At 30.9% G+C, this 19,995-nt stretch carries 10 protein-coding genes; 4 read left to right on the plus strand and 6 right to left on the minus strand.

What is annotated here, in order from left to right; translation table 11 throughout:
* Positions 1-1,064 precede the first annotated feature (1,064 nt).
* The 5 genes from EYW44_RS10440 to EYW44_RS10460 form a co-directional block, all read right to left on the minus strand.
* Entirely contained in the window at positions 1,065-1,676 is a 612-nt protein-coding gene (locus EYW44_RS10440; RefSeq protein WP_132723615.1) for a hypothetical protein, read from the minus strand.
* A 172-nt stretch (positions 1,677-1,848) separates the two neighbouring features.
* Positions 1,849-2,364: a hypothetical protein gene (locus EYW44_RS10445; RefSeq protein ID WP_132723616.1), complete on the minus strand. Its 516-nt coding sequence runs from the start codon at positions 2,362-2,364 to the stop codon at positions 1,849-1,851.
* 147 nt (positions 2,365-2,511) lie between these two features.
* A complete protein-coding gene (locus tag EYW44_RS10450; RefSeq protein ID WP_207893771.1) occupies positions 2,512-9,129 on the minus strand; it encodes an Ig-like domain-containing protein in 6,618 nt (2,205 codons plus the stop codon).
* Positions 9,130-9,442: 313 nt separating this feature from the next.
* On the minus strand, positions 9,443-9,661 hold the full coding sequence (locus EYW44_RS10455; RefSeq protein WP_132723618.1) for a hypothetical protein: 219 nt from the start codon (positions 9,659-9,661) through the stop codon (positions 9,443-9,445).
* Positions 9,662-9,780: 119 nt separating this feature from the next.
* Entirely contained in the window at positions 9,781-12,885 is a 3,105-nt protein-coding gene (locus EYW44_RS10460) for a VPS10 domain-containing protein (RefSeq protein WP_132723619.1), read from the minus strand.
* A 40-nt stretch (positions 12,886-12,925) separates the two neighbouring features.
* Between EYW44_RS10460 and EYW44_RS10465 the strand changes: the two genes are divergently transcribed.
* From EYW44_RS10465 to EYW44_RS10480, 4 genes are all read left to right on the plus strand, one after another.
* Complete coding sequence (locus EYW44_RS10465) at positions 12,926-14,158, plus strand: 3-phosphoshikimate 1-carboxyvinyltransferase (RefSeq protein WP_132723620.1); 1,233 nt, start codon at positions 12,926-12,928, stop codon at positions 14,156-14,158.
* A gap of 66 nt (positions 14,159-14,224) precedes the next feature.
* The gene (gene queA, locus EYW44_RS10470) at positions 14,225-15,274 is read left to right on the plus strand and encodes a tRNA preQ1(34) S-adenosylmethionine ribosyltransferase-isomerase QueA (RefSeq protein WP_132723621.1); all 1,050 of its coding nucleotides are present in this window, start codon (positions 14,225-14,227) and stop codon (positions 15,272-15,274) included.
* Positions 15,275-15,362: 88 nt separating this feature from the next.
* Positions 15,363-15,938 carry a Crp/Fnr family transcriptional regulator gene (locus EYW44_RS10475; RefSeq protein ID WP_132723622.1) on the plus strand — a complete coding sequence of 192 codons (576 nt, stop codon included), beginning with the start codon at positions 15,363-15,365 and terminating at the stop codon, positions 15,936-15,938.
* 56 nt (positions 15,939-15,994) lie between these two features.
* Positions 15,995-16,573, plus strand: a complete 579-nt coding sequence (locus EYW44_RS10480; protein WP_132723623.1) for an NAD(P)H-dependent oxidoreductase — start codon at positions 15,995-15,997, stop codon at positions 16,571-16,573.
* A gap of 66 nt (positions 16,574-16,639) precedes the next feature.
* Here the strand turns inward: EYW44_RS10480 and EYW44_RS10485 are convergent, their stop codons facing one another.
* Complete coding sequence (locus EYW44_RS10485; RefSeq protein WP_132723624.1) at positions 16,640-19,966, minus strand: RHS repeat domain-containing protein; 3,327 nt, start codon at positions 19,964-19,966, stop codon at positions 16,640-16,642.
* Positions 19,967-19,995: the final 29 nt, after the last annotated feature.

A 19,995-nucleotide genomic window follows, 5' to 3' on the forward strand; every position in this document is an offset into this window, starting at 1 on the left:
CAAAAAAAAATGATTGACATAACTTTTGATGTTGTACTAATATTGTTTTTTGTAGTGAAATTCGTGTTTTGTATTCATGGCTTTTCAAATATAAAAACTACCTCAATCATTACAATTAAGGTAGTTTATATAGTTATTTTGTTTTGATTTATAGGTAAATAATTGTTTTCTTATTCGTTTACAGAAAAATAAATAACCACAACATTTTTTTAAAGTGTTGTGGTTATTTAATTACTGTGCCCACTTACTCATACCCGCCACTAGAAAGGATTATAGTGCATTTGATTTTTCCTCTTGCAACCATTGTAAAAGAATCAGCAAGCTTTGAAATTTAGTTTTGTGTGCAGTTCAAATTTTCTTAATATTATCACATAAAAAGAATACTATTTACTTCAATTTTAAGAATTAAAAGAAAACTAAATGCTATGAATAAAGTACCTGAAATAAGTAAACTATATATTGAAACTTTAATTGAATTAATTTCTTTTAGAAGCACTTTGTAAAAAGTTTTTGAAAATCGATGATAGCTCTGTAAAAAAGAATTAAATTCTTAAATTAATATTTAAAAAGACTCAAACCTTATTGGTTTGAGTTTTTTTATACATAAAACTCAAAGTATCACTTGTTTTTCGAATAAAATCAACCTTATGAAATCGAAAAAACATCAAGATCGAAACTAGTTTCGGTCTTGATGTTTTTTAAAAAAGGTCTTGATCAATTTTTTTCTTCTTAAATAACTAGCAAAATTAAAAAGAAGAGGAGTTTTCTTATTGAATAAATTCAATCATTGCTTAAAAAGGTTGTTGTTATTGTAAATAACGCTGCAATGGTTGTTGAAGATTTGTGTGTATTACATGTATTAATAAACAATCTGTTTACCTGTTATCGCGGATTTGTAATCCGTGAGTTTTTTAAACGGTAGCTTTCTTATTTCTTTTTTCTTTACAATAAACAAAACTGCTTTATATTTTACACAACGTTTATTCTTTGAATGGGTACGGATTGCAAATCCGCACTAGCATGTGGTAGCCACTGCTTTGACATTCTAGAATTAGCGAGTGAGATTACTCTATCTCAAAATTTAATAACCATTTATTATTTTCACCTTTAGCTTCATTGTAATAATATAAATTACTATATAACACTGCAATTATTGGAGCCTTAAAAGTTATATTAGACACCTCTCTTTCTGGAACTGAAAATATCATTTTTTTATTCAAAGAAAAATCATTGTATACTGGTCTTTCCATTAACGTATCTATATTTTCTTTAAAATCCCCAAATCTTTCATCTATTTCAAACTCTTCCATTACATTACTAAAACAAACAAAAACAGTAGAAAATACTCCTGGATTCATTAAAACATCAGAATGATATAATTTTTGATTTATTTTCTCATAAATTTTAAAAAATCTATCGTCTTTTTTTGACTTGGCTATATCTAATAATAAATTATAATAAGATTTTTTATCGTTTTTTAATAGTAAATTATTTTCAACTAAAATCTGCTCTATAGCAATACAATAATCATATACATTAAAAGAACTCAATGTGTAAATCTTAGAATTTTTCTCAACACAAAAATGTATAGACTTATTAATTTCCTTCTTATTACTTTGAGCAAAAGATTTCCATGCTAAAACAAATGATAATAAGACATATAAAATTACTTTCATTTTTTAAATATTAATTAATGCTTTATTTCTCTCTTACTTTTTCTTTCAATCTTATTGAATCTAGCTGTAATCGAGGATTTAAGGTGCAAATCCGCACTAGGATATCCGTACTACCTAGATAAAAATCAATTTTTAGTAGCATATATGTGTGATCTGATAATTTCTAAGACTATTATAATTTATCTTTATATGCTTTAACTATTTTCTCTATTGGCTCATAAGACATATCATTTACTATAACTTGCTTATTAGTATTAATGTTTTTTAAAAGTATTGTTTCTGGATAACGAGAACGGTAACTGTTTTTATTTTCATCTCTATAAAAACCTTTATTACGAAGATTTTTTTTCATTATTGATATCTCTTTATTAGACATTTTTACATTTGTGAAAAATGCTATTTTCGACTCATTATAAACTAAAATTTTATCAGGTATTTCTGATTTTTCTAATAAGTTTAATGTCAGTACTATTCTGTGTGCGGTAAATTCATTCTCTAATGAATCTAGCATTACTCTGATTAAATAATCCTTTCTTCCCTTTTTTTCTAATAATTCTTTTGAATCATTAGCATATGTTTTTATCAGTGAGTTTAATTCTATTGTTTCTTTACAAGAAACTAATAGCAGACTTAAAATTATAAAAAAACTAATTACTTTAATGTTTTCAAATACTTTTTCACTTTTCATGTTCTTATACTGTTATCGCGGATTTGTAACCCGTGAGTTTTTTAAACGGTAACTTTCTTATTCCTTTACAATAATAACAAAAATAAACATCAAAAAAGGACCATCTTTTTAGATGGTCCTTATTGTAAGAAAGAAGTTTAGAAAAGTTTATTTCTTTAATAATTTAGTTTGTGTAATTACGTCACCGTTTAGATCAGTAATTCTTAAAATATAAATTCCTTGTGATAAGTTACCTACATTAATTTGTCCTTTCTTTTCGAAGTTTAATTCAAAAGGAATAGGTTGCATAATTGTAAATCCAGATAAGGTATGCACAGAAGCTTTCAACTTCATGTTACTTTCTAGTTTTACAGAAGTACTAGCGCTATCATTTAATGTAATAGTTGCCATATCTACCACAGGACTAGGTGATACTTGAACAGCTAATTCGCTATCGTCAATAACATTGAATGTTACAGATACAGCTTCACCAGCTTTTCCACGACCAAAAATTCTAGTATATGGAGTAGCGGTAATTGTGTGTCTTCTTGCAGGAAGTTGAATTCCGTTAAAGTTTCCAGCAAAATCACCTCCAATACTATATGGAGCAAAGTTTTCAACTTGGAATCTCTTTCTCTCATTAAAATCAAATACCACACTTCTAGTGTCAGAACCTTCAGTATTTGCTAATACAGAGAAATTATTAGTACCATAATCAGCAGTATTAATAACATCACCGTCGTTTAACGGACCAATAGGCTCGTTAGTATCGGCATTAATTAAAGTAAGTCCAGTAACTACAGGAGCATCGCTATCAATAACTTCAAAGTTAATAGTTAAAGAATTTCCGTTACCACCAGTAGCGTCGTTATTTCTGTAAGGAGTAGCTTTAATTGTGTTGTTTCCTACTGCAAAAGGCACTCCAAAGTAAACAGTTCTAAAAGAAGTAAAATCGCCATTAAGTGTAAAAGGAGCACTGTCTTCAGTATTAAAATCTCTTTGATCGTTAAAATCAAACACTACACTACCAGTTCTTGATCCTTCAGTATTTGCAATTACAGAAAAACTATTGCTTCTATAATCAGCAAGATCAATGACATCACCTTCGTTTAAGTCGCCAATAATTTTATTACTACGAGCATCTACTAAAGAGAAACTAGTAACTGTTGGCGGATTAGAATCGATTACTTCAAAAGTAACAGTTAATGGAATACCAGTAACACCTTCACCATTTCTTTTATCAAAAGGAGTGGCAGTAATTGTATTGGTACCAAAAATAAAAGGTACACCTTTAAAGAATCTTCCGAAGAAATCACCATTAATAGCAAATGGAGCTTTGTTTTCAATATTAAAACCAGCATCTCTATTAAAGTCAAATACCACGCTTGGTACTTCTAAAGTTCCTTTGTTAGCTATAACACTAAAGTTGTTAATACCATCATAATCATTTAAATCGATGATATCACCGTCGTTTAACGGACCAATTTCTTCGTGCGTAGTTGCATTGATAAGAGTAAAACTTACAATTTCTTGGTTTTCTGTAACGTTTAAAGTAACAGGTACAGTAACTTCTGGATTTACAGGATCGTTACTGCTTACAATAATGTTAGAGTTATACGTAGTACCAGCTTCAAGTCCTGCCGCAGAGAAAGTAACAGGTACTTCTGCAGTAGTGTTAGGAGCTACACTTCCTCTAATAGGAGGAGTAAATGTAATTGCTAAGTTATCTGTTAAAAATTCTGAGTTAAATACAACTTGCAATCCAGCTTCTCCCATCGGACCTTCTAAACCAACGGTACTACTTGTACTAATTGGAGAATTAACGTTTTTATATTGCACCTTAATGCTACCATCTTTAAATAAAATAATTTGGAAAGTAACAGGTTCTGGTGTATTGAATGAAGGTACGTTTTCGTATTGTACAATAAAGTAATCTTCAAAAGATTGATAGAATACTCCACCACCATTTTGAGGCTCTAAATCGTCCCATAAACCAGCAATTAAAAAGTCTGGATTAGCATCTGATGGAATTTGTTGATTTAAGAACCCTCCAAAAGAAGCTGTAATAGGACTAAAAGTTAAGAATCCGTTTGCAGCAATAATAATATCATCTTGGTCTTCACCAAAGAAGTTAAATGTAAAAGGTAAATCAACAGTTTGGTTACCATCAGCACCTACATTGGCAGTAGTACCAGAAGTACTAATATCGATAAAATCGTAAGCAGGACCATTGCTATTATTGTCTGTCCATATGTATCCAAATGTTCCAGGACCACCGCTTTCATTAATGAATCTTGGTCCAACTCTGTTATCAATTTGCTCTTTAGTTTTAATAGGCTCATTAAATACCATTTTAGCATAGCTTTGTGTAGCTACACTTAAAGAATCGGTAGTTGTATATGGCGTGTTAACTAATGAGTAATTTAAGGTACTTCCACCTGTGTTTTCTATAAATACAGTTTCTGTAGTACTGTTTTCTCTTTTTAAAGTGATGTTAAACTCTTCTGGAGCAACATTTATTACAGGAGGTGCTACACCAACTCCAGTTAATACTACGTTTACAGTTTCGTTACCAAAAGCATCGTTACTATTAATTACTAAAGTATCTTCAATAGTTCCTACAGAAGTAGGAGCGAAGCTAACGGTTACTAATTGACTTTCTCCTGGTAAAATAGGCTGAGAGTTATCAGAAGTTACTATAAAATCAGTATTCTGATTGCTTAAATTAATTTCAAGTGCTTTGGTACCAGTATTTTCAATTAATACATCGTTACTGCTTTGTAAACCAATAAAAATAGGTTGATACGCAATTGTATCTTTAACAACTACAATTTCTGGGAATCCTTTTACTGTTAATTCAATAAGAGAAGAACTTTTTGAAGTATCAGGAGAATTACTTGAAACCTCTAATTGATCGTAGTATACACCGTCATTTAAACCATTACCATCTAAGGTAACTGTTAAGTTTTTAGCACTTCCAGCAGGAACAATTCCTGATAAAGGAGTTACGCTTGAAATGAATGGAGTTAAACCAAATGCAGGTTTTACAAAGCGAAGCGCTAATTTATCTTTAATATATGTTGAATTAAATACTACTTGTGCACCATCAGAAGCATCTTCGTTTTCAATACCAACAGTAGCAGCTGTAAGGAAAGGAGCAGTTTCTACATCGTCATAAAAAACATCAATATTACCATCCGCATTTAATACAATTTGGAAAGTAACCGTTTCTGTAGCTGATCCTAAGAAAACTGAAGCTTTGGTCCATTGTACAATAAAAGCATCACCAATAGTTTGGTAGTGTACTGCACCGTCAAAGTTTTGAGGCTCTAAATCGTCCCATAAACCAGCAATAACATTATTTATAGAGTTGTCAACAGGAATTTGAGAGTTTACAAAAGTAGATCCAGTAGGCTCAGTAAAAGAAATAAATCCGTTTGCATTTACAAAAACACTTCCGTATTGATTTCCGTAGAATTCAAATGGGAAACCTAAGCTAACACTTGTAGTACCATCACCACCAAGATCAGAAGTAATTTCAGTACCAGTTTCAGAAATATCAACAAAGTTGTATACAGGTCCGCCAGTTTCATCACTATCAATCCAAGTATAACCAAATCCGTTATCAGTACCAACACTTGCAATTACAGGAGTACCTACACGTGTGTCTTTATCACCTTTGCGTAAGTTACTAGCTTTAAAGCTTAAAATACGAGTATCGTTTAATTGTACATCTGGTTTTGCTAATGCTGCTTTTACAGCAAGATCTGGGAATGAGTAAAATAAAGGAGCAGAACCTTCATTTTTTAATGAAATTTGAGTATCAACGGTATTACCAGTATCAACGCTTTCAAAAACTTCAGCCGGATCAAGTACTGCAAATGGAGGCTCTACACCAATACCATTTACAATTACTTGTAAGGTAGTAGCGTTAGAAGCATCACTTTCAATAGTAATAATTCCGTTAATGTTGCCCGTTACATTTGGTACAAAGTTTACAGGAACTTCTACTGTTTCACCAGCGCCAATAGTTGCAGGTACATTGTTAAGTACAAAAGCACTATTGTCTGAAGTAATAGAAGTAATGTTTATTTGTGCTAAACCTGAATTGGATAACGTGAATGTTTTTTCAAGTGTATCTCCAATAAATATGTTGTTGAATAAAATAAATTCATCAGATAATTCAATGAATGATGTTTGACCAGATACATCTAAACTAGTAGCAACGTTTGTTTGAGGTGTAACAGGATCATTACTAGAAATAATAATGTCTGAAGCATAGTTTCCGTTTGATAAGCCATCGGCATTAAAAGTAACAGTAACCTCAACAGTTTCACCTGGTGCAACTTCACCTTCAGAAGGCGCTATGGTAATATAAGAAGCATCGCTACCTGTTTCACCGCTAAGTGCTCTTACTAAAAAGGCAAAATCTACATTTGTATAGCTACCACCACCATCACTACTAATAAAATAAGTGTTTGGTCTTATCGTAGCATTATCATCAATACCTTGTGGAAAAGTAATTACTTGAGAGTATTTATGAACTACCCAAAAAACATCACCAGCAGAAAAGTTAAAAGCTTCATCTAACTCTGTAATAGCAAAAACACCATCAGTACTTGCTTCAGTGATTGTTTTAGTCGTTAATAATGTTCCGTCAGCAGGAGTTGCTCCTCCTTGGTAAATTTCAAGAATAACAGGATCAGTAGATGTTTCTGTTCTGTATGCATTACGAACGGCTGTAAGCGTAAAATCGCGATCAACATCAAATTTTACTGCAGCAGTTAACGCTGTTACACCATCGTTAAAACCAACAAAATCATCTGGAAAGTTGATACCAGTATCGTAAAAAATAGAATCGCCAAAGTTTTTAGTGTTCTTATAGGCTTGATCTTTTAGCTTCGCTACACTAACACCTGATTTTACAGCCGATTTTAATTCTTTCATTGGTGTATTTGCTACTCCGTATTTAGATAAGTCTAAAGGAGTAGTTTCGGCATCAGCAGGAGTAAAAGTGGTACTACCAAGTGCAGTAGTAAAAGTTAAACCAGATTGTCCGCTGTTGGTAACTGTAAATGTTTCGGTTTTAACCGCAGGATTATCAGTTTGAATGTCAATAGCTGTACTTAATTCAGTAGGATTCACAACAATTGTTGGAGGTGCTGAAACAACTAATGATACAGGAATGTTAAAGTTAGAATGTGTAGTATCATTACTAATAATATTGATAGCTGCATTATACTCACCAGGAGCTAAAGCTCTAGCATCGAACTTTACAGCTAATGTAGTTTCTTGTCCTACACCAACACTACCATTCGATGGTGATACTGAAACAAAAAAAGCATCAGGATCTCCGTCAATAATTTCAATATTATCAACATCCATTGTAGAGGTGCTTCCTTCCATTTCAGATAATAAAACAATTTGTTCTATTTGCCCTGTAGCAGCTCTTCCTGCATGAAGTAATTCGTCATCAATAAAAATAGTTAATGCAGCATCATCTCTATCAACAATAATACGGATATTAAAGTAACCGCTTGGTGTTGTTTTACCAGTATCAACAAAATCACCTACATCAGAATCAAAAACAGTAATAATTCCTTCAGGAGTAAAACGTACTCTGGTATTTACTAATTCTGCAGTATTAGATTGAGGAATGAATTCCCAAGTTACACCTGTACCTTCAATATTAATATCAGCTGACGCAATCATAAAAGGTTCACTTCCTGGCGTAATAGAAGGTGTAAAAGCTAAAGCTCTACTAGCACTTCCATCTGCTTGAAGTCTTACAGCTTGTTCTCCTTCTGAAGGATTAACATCTGTAACTAACCAAGAGTTTGCTGGTGAAGTTTGCCAACCAAATTGATTGTTTAAATCGCCGATAGTGTAATTTTCAAAATCAGTAGCATATAAATTAGTTGCTAATTTATTAATAGTACCTCTTTGTGTTGTAAGCTGAGCTTCTTTAATAAGAGAAGAAGAACGAGCTACAGTTGTAGTTGCTGCTTTAAAACCATTTTCGTTTATAAAAGCATTTGATTTGTTTACAACAGCGTTTTCAGGAGCATCATTAATACTAATACTATATACAAGGTCGTTATCGCCTGTATTTTGTAGTACTAAATCGCGCGTTACAACTTCTAGTTGTTCTAATGTTTCATTAAAAGAAGTAGGACTGACACTAATAATTGGTGCTTCGTTACCATCAGTAACCACAATTCTTACAGGAATGCTAACTGATTCTGAAGCTTCATCAAAAGTAAGTTCAATACTTTCATTGTAAGTTCCTCTTTCAAGCCCCACAGTACTTAACTCTACATTTAAAGCAATACTTTCATTAGCTTCTAAAGTAAAAGACTCTAAAGTAAAAGACTCTAAAGTAAAAGATCTTATAATTACAGCATTTGAACTTGATGAAGTAGCAATGCTTACAGGTTCTTCAGAGTTGTTAGTTACAGTAATTTCTTTAGAAATCACATCATTTAAATCTAACTCCTCAGTAATTTGGTTTGGTACCAAGTTCACAGAAGCTTTTGAAGATAAGCTCCATTCTTTTTCTTTGAAAAACACGTCTGTAATGTCTTCAGTATCAAAACTTGCTTCTGCTTTATTTGATAGTGATTGTACAAAAGAGTTTTCGTTTGCGTTATTAAGGTCGGCTAACGCATATTCTTCATCAGCCAAAACATACATTTGGGCATTGGTAGATTGAAGAAATAAATAAAAAAATAGCACAGATAATAGCGCTATTCGCAATTTGAATAAAGGGTGTTCTTTCCCCTTCACAAAAAACAGGTAACTGTTCATCATGTCATTTGATTTATTAGGTTAATTAGTAGCTGTTAAGATACTTAAATAATTTTAATTGGGAGAGTAGAAATACAGTAAGGAGCAATATTTTGTACTAAATCGGTGTATAAAAAAAGGATGATGTTTCTATCGTATCTAAGAATGATAATTTATTTAAAAACGTTGATAAAACAATTGTACGAAGTTAAAATACTGACACAGAGTGTTAAATGTTTTTTTAGGAAGTTAAAACTACTTTCTTATTAATGTGTGAGAAAGTAGTTTTTAGTTTTTTTAGAAAAAAATTAGTTTAACATCCAAAAAGAGAGTTACAATTTGAACTTGGACATGCTTCTAAGCCTAATTCAACTAAACAATGATATTCATTTAGCGCAGGAAAACATAAAGGATCACCCCCCACATTAAAATTACAGCTAAATGTTCCGTTAGAAATTAAATTACCTCCATGAATGTTTTTTTGTTCTTTTTTAGAGATGATTTGTCCAATGTTTAAAATTGATTTTTTCATGATGATTATATAAAGGTTGACTCCTTTAAATTAAGAATTTATGATATAAAAAAAGCTTAAAAATTATAAGCGTAGTGTTATAATTTTTAAGCCTCTTGTAAAAATGTATAAGCGTTGTATTAGTTTAATTGGATAAAATCAATTTGACTTTGCTTTACTTTTGAATTCAATTCTTTTACATCTTCATTAAATAAACGATAAAGTTTAGAAAGCTCAATGTCTATTTGTTTGGTAATTTCATTTTTAAAAGCAACCGCTTGATCGGTTGGTTTATAATTTCCAATACGAGTTAACGAATTTAAATGCCCTAATTTGTTATTTAATTTGATAGGGAAATTTAAAGGGTCTTGATTACTCTTACTTTTCGTTTGATATAAATTGTTTTCTACAACGGTCAAGTCTTTTACCAGTCTAGTTGCATAATCAATCAGTTCTTTATGTTTCTTCTTATCAGTGATAGACTTTTTAAGTTGTGACACTTGAGCACGAACTTTTTTTACATTCTTTAAAGCTTTGTGAATCTCTGTCATTTTAGTATTGATACTATTGATAAAATCAAATTGTTGCTTTAAATCACTGTCAGAAGCTTCAGTGTTTGGTTTTTTAACAATAGTAAAATTCTGTTCTTTTACTTTTCCGTTTACATAAAGTTGAACTTTGTAGTTACCAGGTAACGCCATAGGACCATCTAAAGAAGCCCACCATAAAATCATTCCCTTTACTCTGTCGGCACCAGTATACATCATATTCCAGTAAAACTGATTGTCACCTTGTTTCGGTTTTAATTTTCCTTCTTTCTTTTCTTTGTTAGGGAAATTGCTAAACGAACGAATTAAGTTTTTGTTTTGATCGTAAAAATGAAGTGCCACGGTATCTTTTTCATTTAAAGATTTTAAATAATAATTAATACCTACACCACCGTAATGATTCGTACCACTTCTTTTTGATTTAGCACCTCTACCACCGCTCATTCTGTAAGAATCCTTTGGCTTGTAAACAAAAAAGTCTTCTTTGTTATTATTTAATTGTTGTAACGGAGTAATGTCATCAATAATCCATAAAGATCTACCTTGAGTAGCAGCAATTAAGTTATTGTCTTTAATAGCTAGGTCAGTAATAGGAACCATTGGTAAGTTTAATTGGAACTTTTGCCAGTTTTTTCCATCGTTAAAAGAAATATACATTCCTCTTTCTGTACCCGCATATAATAAACCTTTACGTTGTTTATCTGCTCTTAAAGCTCTAGTAAAGTCTTCGTTTCCAATACCTGTTGTGATTTTTTTCCAAGACTTACCATAGTTTTCTGTTTTATAAATATATGGTTGATAATCTCCTGTTTTATATTTTGTACCAACAATGTAGGCTCCTCCTTTGGTGTGAGGATCAATTTCTATACAGTTAATCATCATCCATTCAGGCATGTTTTTAGGAGTAATGTTTTCCCAATTAGCACCATTATTTTTGGTAATGTGTACCAAACCATCATCTGAACCAGTATAAATAACACCTTCTTCATTTGGAACTTCGGCAACAGCGAAAATAGTTCCGTAATATTCAACTCCGGTGTTGTCTTTAGTAATAGGACCTCCAGAACTACCTAATGTTTTAGGATCGTTTCTTGTTAAATCAGGACTTATAATATCCCATGATTGTCCTTCATTTGTAGTACTGTGTAAATGGTTGGAAGCAGCATACAATCTTTTAGAATTGTTTGGAGAGAATACTACAGGGAAGTTCCATTGGAAACGGTATTTAAAATCTTCAGCTCCGTGTCCCATTGGATCATCTGGCCACACATTTATAGCTCTAGTTTCTCCAGTTTTATGATTGGTACGTGTTAATAATCCACCATAACTACCACCATATACGATATCGTTATTTAAAGGATCTACGGCAATATGAGCGCTTTCACCACCAGCAGTACTTTCCCAATCTTGTTCAGAAATAAATCTGCCTTGTGTTCTATGAGAAATTCTCATAGTACTATTATCTTGTTGTGCTACATATATTCTGTAAGGAAAATGGTTATCTGTAGTTACTCTATAAAATTGAGAAGTAGGTTGGTTTAAGTAAGTAGACCAGTTTTCACCAGCATCAAAAGAAATTTGCCCACCACCATCATCTGCAATAATCATACGTTGGTTGTCTTCAGGAGCAATCCATAAATCATGATGATCTCCATGAGGAGCATTATATGTTTTATAGGTTTTACCACCATCTGTAGATTTATGGTAACGTACATTCATTACATATACAATATTTTCATCTTGTGTATCGGCATAAATACGTGTGTAATACCACGCACGTTGACGTAATTTACGTTCTTTATTAATTAACTTCCATGTTTTACCTCCGTTAACAGATTTGTAAACACCACCTTTTTCATTTTCAATAAGCGCCCACACGATATCAGAGTTTAAAGGAGAAACTGCTACACCAGAAATTCCCCAAATACCTTTTGGTAATCCGTCATTAGTAGAGATGTTTTTCCAAGTTTCACCATTATCGGTACTTTTCCATAAAGCAGAACCTTCACCACCGCTCGATAAACTATAAGGAGTTCTTCTTACATTCCAAGTACTTGCAAATAAAGTTCTAGGGTTAGATGGATCAATAACTAAATCAATAGCTCCAGCATCTTGATTGCTGTATAAAACTCTTTTCCAGTTTTTACCACCGTCAACAGATTTATATACACCTCTTTCTGTAGAAGATTTGTATAAATCACCTAACACAGCAGCATATACGATATCAGGATTTTTAGGGTGAATTCGAATTCTTGGTATGTGTCTAGAGTTAGGTAATCCCATGTGTTTCCATGTTTTACCAGCGTCTTCAGATTTGTATACACCATCACCAGAAGAAACGTTTCCACGAACCGTTTTTTCACCCATTCCTACATAAATCACATTGTTATCCCATTCACTAACAGCTATAGAACCTACTGATCCGCCAAAAAAGCCATCAGAAATGTTTTGCCATGAGTTACCTGCATCTATGGTTTTCCATATACCACCACCAGTAGTACCCATGTAAAATAAATTTGGTTTTTTAGGAACACCTGTAACAGCACAACTACGTCCGCCTCGAAACGGACCAATGTTTCTCCATTCAATTGCGTTAAAATATTCCTCAGAAAATTGGCTATTGTTTTTTTGCGCAGTAACTTTGAAGTTTAGTATAAAAAGCAAAAAGACAGCCACAAATAAAAGTGTTTTTTTCATTTTGTATGGTTGTTGAGAAAGCTAATATAAAATTTTGTTAATGGACTTATTGTTAAAGAATCTTAAAAATCAATTAATTGAAAATAATATTGTAATCTCTGGTTCTAAAAGTGAATCGAATCGATTATTAATTTTACAACAATTATTTCCGGAAGTAGCTATACATAATTTATCAGATTCTGATGATGCTGTTCATATGCAGCATGCGTTGGCAGGAGAAGGTAAAGTAGCAGATATTGGACATGCCGGAACTGCAATGCGTTTTTTAACAGCTTTCTTTGCTGTACAAGAAGGGAAAACGAAAGTTTTACAAGGATCGGATAGAATGCACAACCGACCAATAAAGATATTGGTAGATGCTTTACGTGATTTAGGTGCTGAAATTAGTTACTTAGAGAAAGACGGATATCCTCCTATAGAAATTAAAGGACAAAAATTAACAAAAGATAAAGTAGCTATTAATGGGAATGTTAGTAGTCAGTATATTTCTGCATTGTTATTAATAGCACCTAGTTTACCAAACGGATTAGAAGTAACATTAGTAGGAAAAGTTACTTCTGTACCGTATATAAAAATGACATTAAGTTTATTAAGTCAGTTAGGTATTGAATCGAGTTTTGAAGAAAACATAATAACAATTAAACCAACAGCTTCTTTAAATGAGAAAGCTTTAACTGTAGAGGCAGACTGGAGTTCTGCTTCTTATTTTTACTCGTTAGCCGCATTAAGCGAAGTTGGTTCAGAAATTACTTTATCATCTTATAAAAAAGAAAGTTTACAGGGTGATAGTTGTTTAGCAGATATTTACCAACATTTTGGTGTAGCAACTACTTTTACTGAAAACACAATAGTTTTAAAGAAAACAAAAGTACACAACACTGAAACTTTAGTGTTAGATTTAAAAAATGCGCCTGATATTGCACAAACTATTGCCGTTACCTGTTTTGCTAGTGGTATAGGATGTGATTTAGAGGGCTTACATACATTAAAAATTAAAGAAACAGATCGTTTAGAAGCTTTAAAAGAAGAGTTAACCAAATTAGGAGCAACCATAGAGGTAACTAATGAAAGTTTACATTTAAAAGCATCAAACGAGATAAAAGATAGCGTGTCAATTGAAACATATAATGATCATAGAATGGCTATGGCATTTGCTCCGTTGGCATTACGAACTAACTTAATTATTTTAGACGCAGAAGTGGTAACAAAGTCATATCAAAAGTTTTGGAATGATATGGAAGTGATAGGTATTCAGCAAGAAGTATTAAAATAAAGTTCGAAACGCTTGACAAGCCCTATCTCTAAATCGTATATTTGCCGCCTTAACAAATAGTATTTAATGAAACTATCTCAATTTAATTTCGACTTACCTAAAGAATTATTAGCAGAATATCCATCAGAGCACAGAGATGAAGCTCGTTTAATGGTATTAAATCGTAAAGAACAAACTATAGAACACAAGCAGTTCAAAGATTTAATCAATTACTTTGATGAAGGAGATGTAATGATGTTAAATAACACGAAAGTATTTCCTGCTCGTATGTTTGGTAACAAAGAAAAAACAGGAGCTAGAATTGAAGTATTTTTATTACGTGAATTGAATGCTGAGCATAGATTATGGGATGTTTTAGTAGATCCTGCTCGTAAAATACGTATTGGAAATAAATTATTCTTTGGTGAAGATGAAAGTTTAGTAGCTGAAGTTATTGACAATACTACTTCTAGAGGTAGAACTTTACGTTTCTTATTTGACGGATCATATGAAGAATTCCGTCATAAATTATTAGAGTTAGGTCAAACTCCTTTACCAAAATACATTAAGAGAGAGGTAGAGCCATCTGATGAAGAGCGTTACCAAACTATTTTTGCAAAGCATGAAGGTGCAGTAGCAGCTCCAACTGCAGGTTTACACTTTTCTAAGCATTTAATGAAGCGTTTAGAAATTAAAGGTGTTGATTTTGCTGAAATGACTTTACACGTAGGATTAGGAACTTTTAATCCTGTTGAAGTAGAAGATTTATCTAAACATAAAATGGATTCTGAGCAAATTATCATTCCTCAAGAGTCTTGTGATGTTGTTAATAAAGCACTTGAAGAAAAAAGAAGAATTTGTGCTGTTGGTACTACGGTAATGAGAACAGTAGAATCTTCTGTTTCTGCTGATAATCGTTTAAATACTTTTAATGGTTGGACTAATAAATTTATTTTCCCTCCATATGATTTTAGTATTGCTAACTGTATGGTTACAAACTTCCATACACCTAAGTCTACATTATTAATGATGATTTCTGCTTTTGCTGGTCATGATTTTGTAATGGAAGCTTATCAAGAGGCAATTAAAGAAAAATATAAGTTTTACTCGTACGGAGATGCGATGTTAATTATATAAGTTATAAAGCATATTAGTATGTTTTTAAAAACTGACAGCTTTATGTTGTCAGTTTTTTTATTTTAAGAGAGAATTAAACAATACCATTTTGAAATCAGCGTCTTTACAAGTATTATTACAATCATTTGATTTTCTTACTGAAGATGAAAAGGAAAGTTTTCAGCAGTTAGCAACTTTTAGAAAAATACCAAAAGGAGATTTTTTAATAAAAGGAGGGAGTGTGTGTACTGAGGTAGCTTTTGTGATGAAAGGAATTTTAAGATCTTTTTATTTGTCTTCTACAGAAGAAGAGGTAACGTATTGTTTTCGTTTTTCAAATTCTTTTTCTTCAGCATATTCTTCTTTTTTACAAGGAGTACCAAGTCAAGAAAGTTTAGAAGCTATTACCGATGTAGAGGTACTTGTTTGGTCTAAAGAGCAAATTCAACAATTAGAAACCAAGAGTTGTAATTGGACGCGTGTGCTAAAGATATTAACAGAGTATGAGTATATTGAATTAGAAAAGAGAATTTTTATACTTCAAAGAGAATCGGCAGAGAATAGATATGCAGATTTACTTCAAAATCACCCAAATTTAATTAAAGAAATTCCTTTAAACTATTTAGCTTCTTATTTAGGAATTACTCAAAGACACTTAAGCAGAATTCGCAAAGCTGTTTATTAGACATTTGTCCTTTTTATTAGGTTTTAACAGTCATTACTTTGCAAAAAAGTAATAAAATGAATGTACTAATTATAAATGGCCACCCAGATACCGAAAGTTACAATAAAGCTTTAGCAGATGCCTATTATGAAGGAGTACTAACGAATGTTGATGTTAATACGACATTGATAGAGGTTGGTGCTTTAGAGTTTAATCTTAATTTAAAATATGGCTATAGAAGAAGAATGGAATTAGAGCCCGATTTAGAGTTTGCCATTAAAGAAATAAAAAAAGCGAATCATATTGTTTGGGTATTACCTTTATGGTGGGGTGGAATGCCGGCGGTTTTAAAAGGTTTTTTAGATAGAATCTTATTACCAGGTATTGCATTTGAGTTGGAAGAAGGTAAAACGTTTCAAAAAAAATTATTTAAAAATAAAACAAGTAGTATCATTTTAACTGCAGATACTCCTAAGTGGTACTATAGATTGTTTTTAAAAAGTGCTTTACTTTATCAATTTAAAAAAGGAATTTTAGAGTTTTGCGGAATTAAACTTAAAAAGACTACTTATATAGCTCCGATTAGAAATTCTACACTAACATTTAGAGAAAATTGGCTTAAAAAGATAAAAATGTTAGGGAAACAGTTGACATAAAAAGTAAGTAGATTTTTATAAGTTAAAACCTCATGGTAATTATGGCATGAGGCTTTTAAATGATAATTATTTTATTGAGTAAGGAGAGTATGTATGTGTTTGTTCAGTTGCTACATCAGGATTCATCCAACGAGCAAGAATACTGTTGTAGTTTCTCCCATCATAATCATACCATTGTATTCCAAATTCTTCATTTAATTCTTTTGAGCGATATCCAAATTTTTGAGCTATACTGTTTCCTTGTGAGTTAACGATAGAGTTATAACCTTTATGCTCCTCACCAAATGGATAGTAGTTTTTTTCTTGTATTATTTCGGTATCAGAAGTTATGATTCCATCATTGTTTATGTCAGTATAAAATAATCTAATATTGTTTAAGTGATCTTTGTATTGATATACATATTTAAACTTTTTACCTTCTTGCTTTAAGTAACCTTCTGGATGTTTAATAAACTGTAGTATGTTTTTTTCATACGTAAAGTTTCCTATGTAATCTGTATTGGTAACTTTTTTATTGTTAATTATTGTTTTTTGAAGTTTCAAACCGGAAGCATCATAAATATATTGTACTTTTTTAGAGTTAGAATTGCCGAATTTAATTTCTGAGGGTAGATTTAAGTAATTGTAGTAAATACCATCTAAAGATGTACTACCAATATTTTTATTAAGGTTTTTAATAATATTACCGTTTGAATCATAGGTGTATTCAATATCTAAATTAACACGATTTTTAAATCCAGTTAGTACACTTCCTTTAGATACTTCTTCTACTTTAATTAATTGATTGCCTGAGTAAGTATATTCTAAATTATCCATTAAACCAAAACTTGAAACATTGGAGTCAATATGCCCTCTTCTTTGAAGTTTTAAGATATTTCCATTTTTATCATATTCAATATTTGAAATATCATAGTTATTGTTCAAATACCCTTTTGCAGCTATAATTCTGTTTAAAGAATCATAAGTGTATTTATATCCTCTTATTTCATTTGAAGTATTGTTTGTTCGCCATAAAAAATCGCTGATATTTTTGTTAAAAGAATTATTATGATTTGTGGCAGAGTTATAATTTAATTTAAAAGCAAACAAATCATCTCCCATATTATGTATATCATTCATTTTTATTAGAGAACCTTTGTTAGTATAGCTATAATCTAAAGATTGCAGTCCTTTGTTTAAATCTATAAGAACAAAATTTTTTATACTTGCTTCTTTATCATAAATAGCAATATCACCAACCATAGAGTTGGTAGTAGTTGAAATATTAGAGATGTAAAAAACTTCTCTATTTTTTAAATAGTAAACAATATTATTTCTTCGTTCGATACTAAAATCATCATTAGTTACATAATTTGTTTTAATGCCTTTATCAATTCCTGATTCGTAAATATGAACTTCTCCATTTTTGTTTTGAATAGCATAGTTAATGTCATCAGGTTTTAAGTTATTGTCAGAATAAGATAAACCAACTATGATATTTTTTTTATGATCTGTTATAGTGTAACTAATGTAACCGTCACCATGTATTTTATTTAAAGTAGATAAGCCTGCATTCCAATCGTTAGTAGTATTAGAATTTTTAATAATTAAATTTTTTTTCACAATAACATTGTCACTTTTGTTTGTATAGTTACTTAAACTTAATAAATGCCCTCCTACTAACTTTTGGAGTACTTTTCCGAAAGAATTATAGGTGTTTTTAAAAATGAGTTCTTTTGATTGGTTGTTAATTTGTTGTTCTTGACGAATTAAAAGGTTAGCATTGTTATAAGTATAAAAGTTTTGTATGATTATAGGTTTCTCATTTTCTTTTGTGTGTATTTGAGTTTCTTTTAATATTCTACCTTGATCATCTAATGTTTTACCCGTTTGATTACGAACTTTTAGGTATTCATTTTTAGAGGTTTTGTATATAGGTTTTTTGTTAGTGTTGTAATAAATAACATTAGTAATCCATTTATTAGTGCTTAAAACGCGAAGTTTACTGCCTGTTTTTAACGATGTAGTATTGTTTGTAAACGATTGTCCAGAATGTGAAAACCCGACGAATACATCATTTAAGGTTGCGTCTTTGTCATAAAAAGAACTATTAGCGTATAAAGAAATATCTTTATTAACAATACTTCGATGAAGTATTTGATCATTTTTTTTATATAAGACATATTTTCCTGAACGTTCTACTTTAAATACATCATAAGTTTTGTAATAAGTAGTTAATATTGGTTGTAATATACCTGATTCATAAATTAAAACTTCTCCTTCTGAGTTTAAAAGAACCGCATAGTTGATTGAGTTAAAAGGAGTATTTTTTTCTTTTGATTTACTTAAACCTACGGCAACTTTTTTGTTAGTTTGAGCAGGAGTGAATTGAATATAACCATCATTTTTTATTGTTTGTTTAAATACAAATCCATTGTCCCATCCGTTTTTACTAATTTTAATAATCGATTTTTCTTTTTTAGTAAGTGTATTGTTCATTTCAAGATCATAGGAAATATCTAATTTATTACCAGTATCCCAATTATAATCATCATAATAATTTATGGTATAAATTTTAGAGGGATTAGCAGGAAAAGCTCTTGATGTATAATACAAATTAGTAGCTGTATCTGAAGGTATAATAAGGTTTGTTTTTGTTCTAATTTCAAAAAGTAATTCTGAATCTGTATTGGAGTGTGCTGTTACACTGCTTTGCAATACTGCTCTTTCAGAGTTATCAAGATACAAGCCAGTATAAATAATTCTACTATCTTTATCGTACTTAGTAAATAACCATTCTTTAGGGTTTTGTTTCCTTTGATTAGCATCTTGAGTTAGAATAGGACGATCTAATTTATCATATATGATATATTTTTTTCCTTTACCTGGAATTTTTCTTTCTACTAATCTATTTCTGGTATCATAGCTATATTGATAACAAAGAGCATCTAATATTGAAAATTGTATTTCATTATTCTCATTTAAAATTTGAGAAGAGCCTTCAGGAGATAGTACATATACTAAATTTCCATAATCATCATACACGTAATAAGTATCATGTTCACTTTTTGAGGTCTCAATAGAGTTATAACTCCTTTTCAATACAATCTGACCTTGCTTGTTTTTAAATTCAATCGTGGTATAATCTCTTAATTTTGTGTGTTTGGAATTCCAGTTTTTACTTTTAATGATATTTTTTGATAATTGATTTTCTATATAATAGCCACCATAGTTTAATCTGGGTGAACTATGTTCATTTTGATAAGTTACATAAAAAAGACGAACTTCATTTTCAAGGTTCATTGATGAAGTTATTTTATGACTTACACATTTATTTGAATATGAATATGATTGAAAATCATTAAAAAATAGTATAGTGAAAAATAAAAAACTATTTAAAATAAATTTTTTCATTACTTAAGAAGTTTAAAAAAGTGTTTTTA

Origin of the sequence: Tenacibaculum sp. M341 (assembly GCF_004337695.1) — a bacterium.
Lineage (GTDB): Bacteria > Bacteroidota > Bacteroidia > Flavobacteriales > Flavobacteriaceae > Polaribacter.

What these genes read in the sequence shown, in the direction of transcription:
- EYW44_RS10485 (WP_132723624.1), bottom strand. Translation starts at nt 19,966, where the DNA reads ATGAAAAAATTTATTTTAAATAGTTTTTTATTTTTCACTATACTATTT.
- EYW44_RS10480 (WP_132723623.1), top strand. Translation starts at nt 15,995, where the DNA reads ATGAATGTACTAATTATAAATGGCCACCCAGATACCGAAAGTTACAAT.
- EYW44_RS10445 (WP_132723616.1), bottom strand. Translation starts at nt 2,364, where the DNA reads ATGAAAAGTGAAAAAGTATTTGAAAACATTAAAGTAATTAGTTTTTTT.
- queA (WP_132723621.1), top strand. Translation starts at nt 14,225, where the DNA reads ATGAAACTATCTCAATTTAATTTCGACTTACCTAAAGAATTATTAGCA.
- EYW44_RS10455 (WP_132723618.1), bottom strand. Translation starts at nt 9,661, where the DNA reads ATGAAAAAATCAATTTTAAACATTGGACAAATCATCTCTAAAAAAGAA.
- EYW44_RS10440 (WP_132723615.1), bottom strand. Translation starts at nt 1,676, where the DNA reads ATGAAAGTAATTTTATATGTCTTATTATCATTTGTTTTAGCATGGAAA.
- EYW44_RS10465 (WP_132723620.1), top strand. Translation starts at nt 12,926, where the DNA reads ATGGACTTATTGTTAAAGAATCTTAAAAATCAATTAATTGAAAATAAT.
- EYW44_RS10460 (WP_132723619.1), bottom strand. Translation starts at nt 12,885, where the DNA reads ATGAAAAAAACACTTTTATTTGTGGCTGTCTTTTTGCTTTTTATACTA.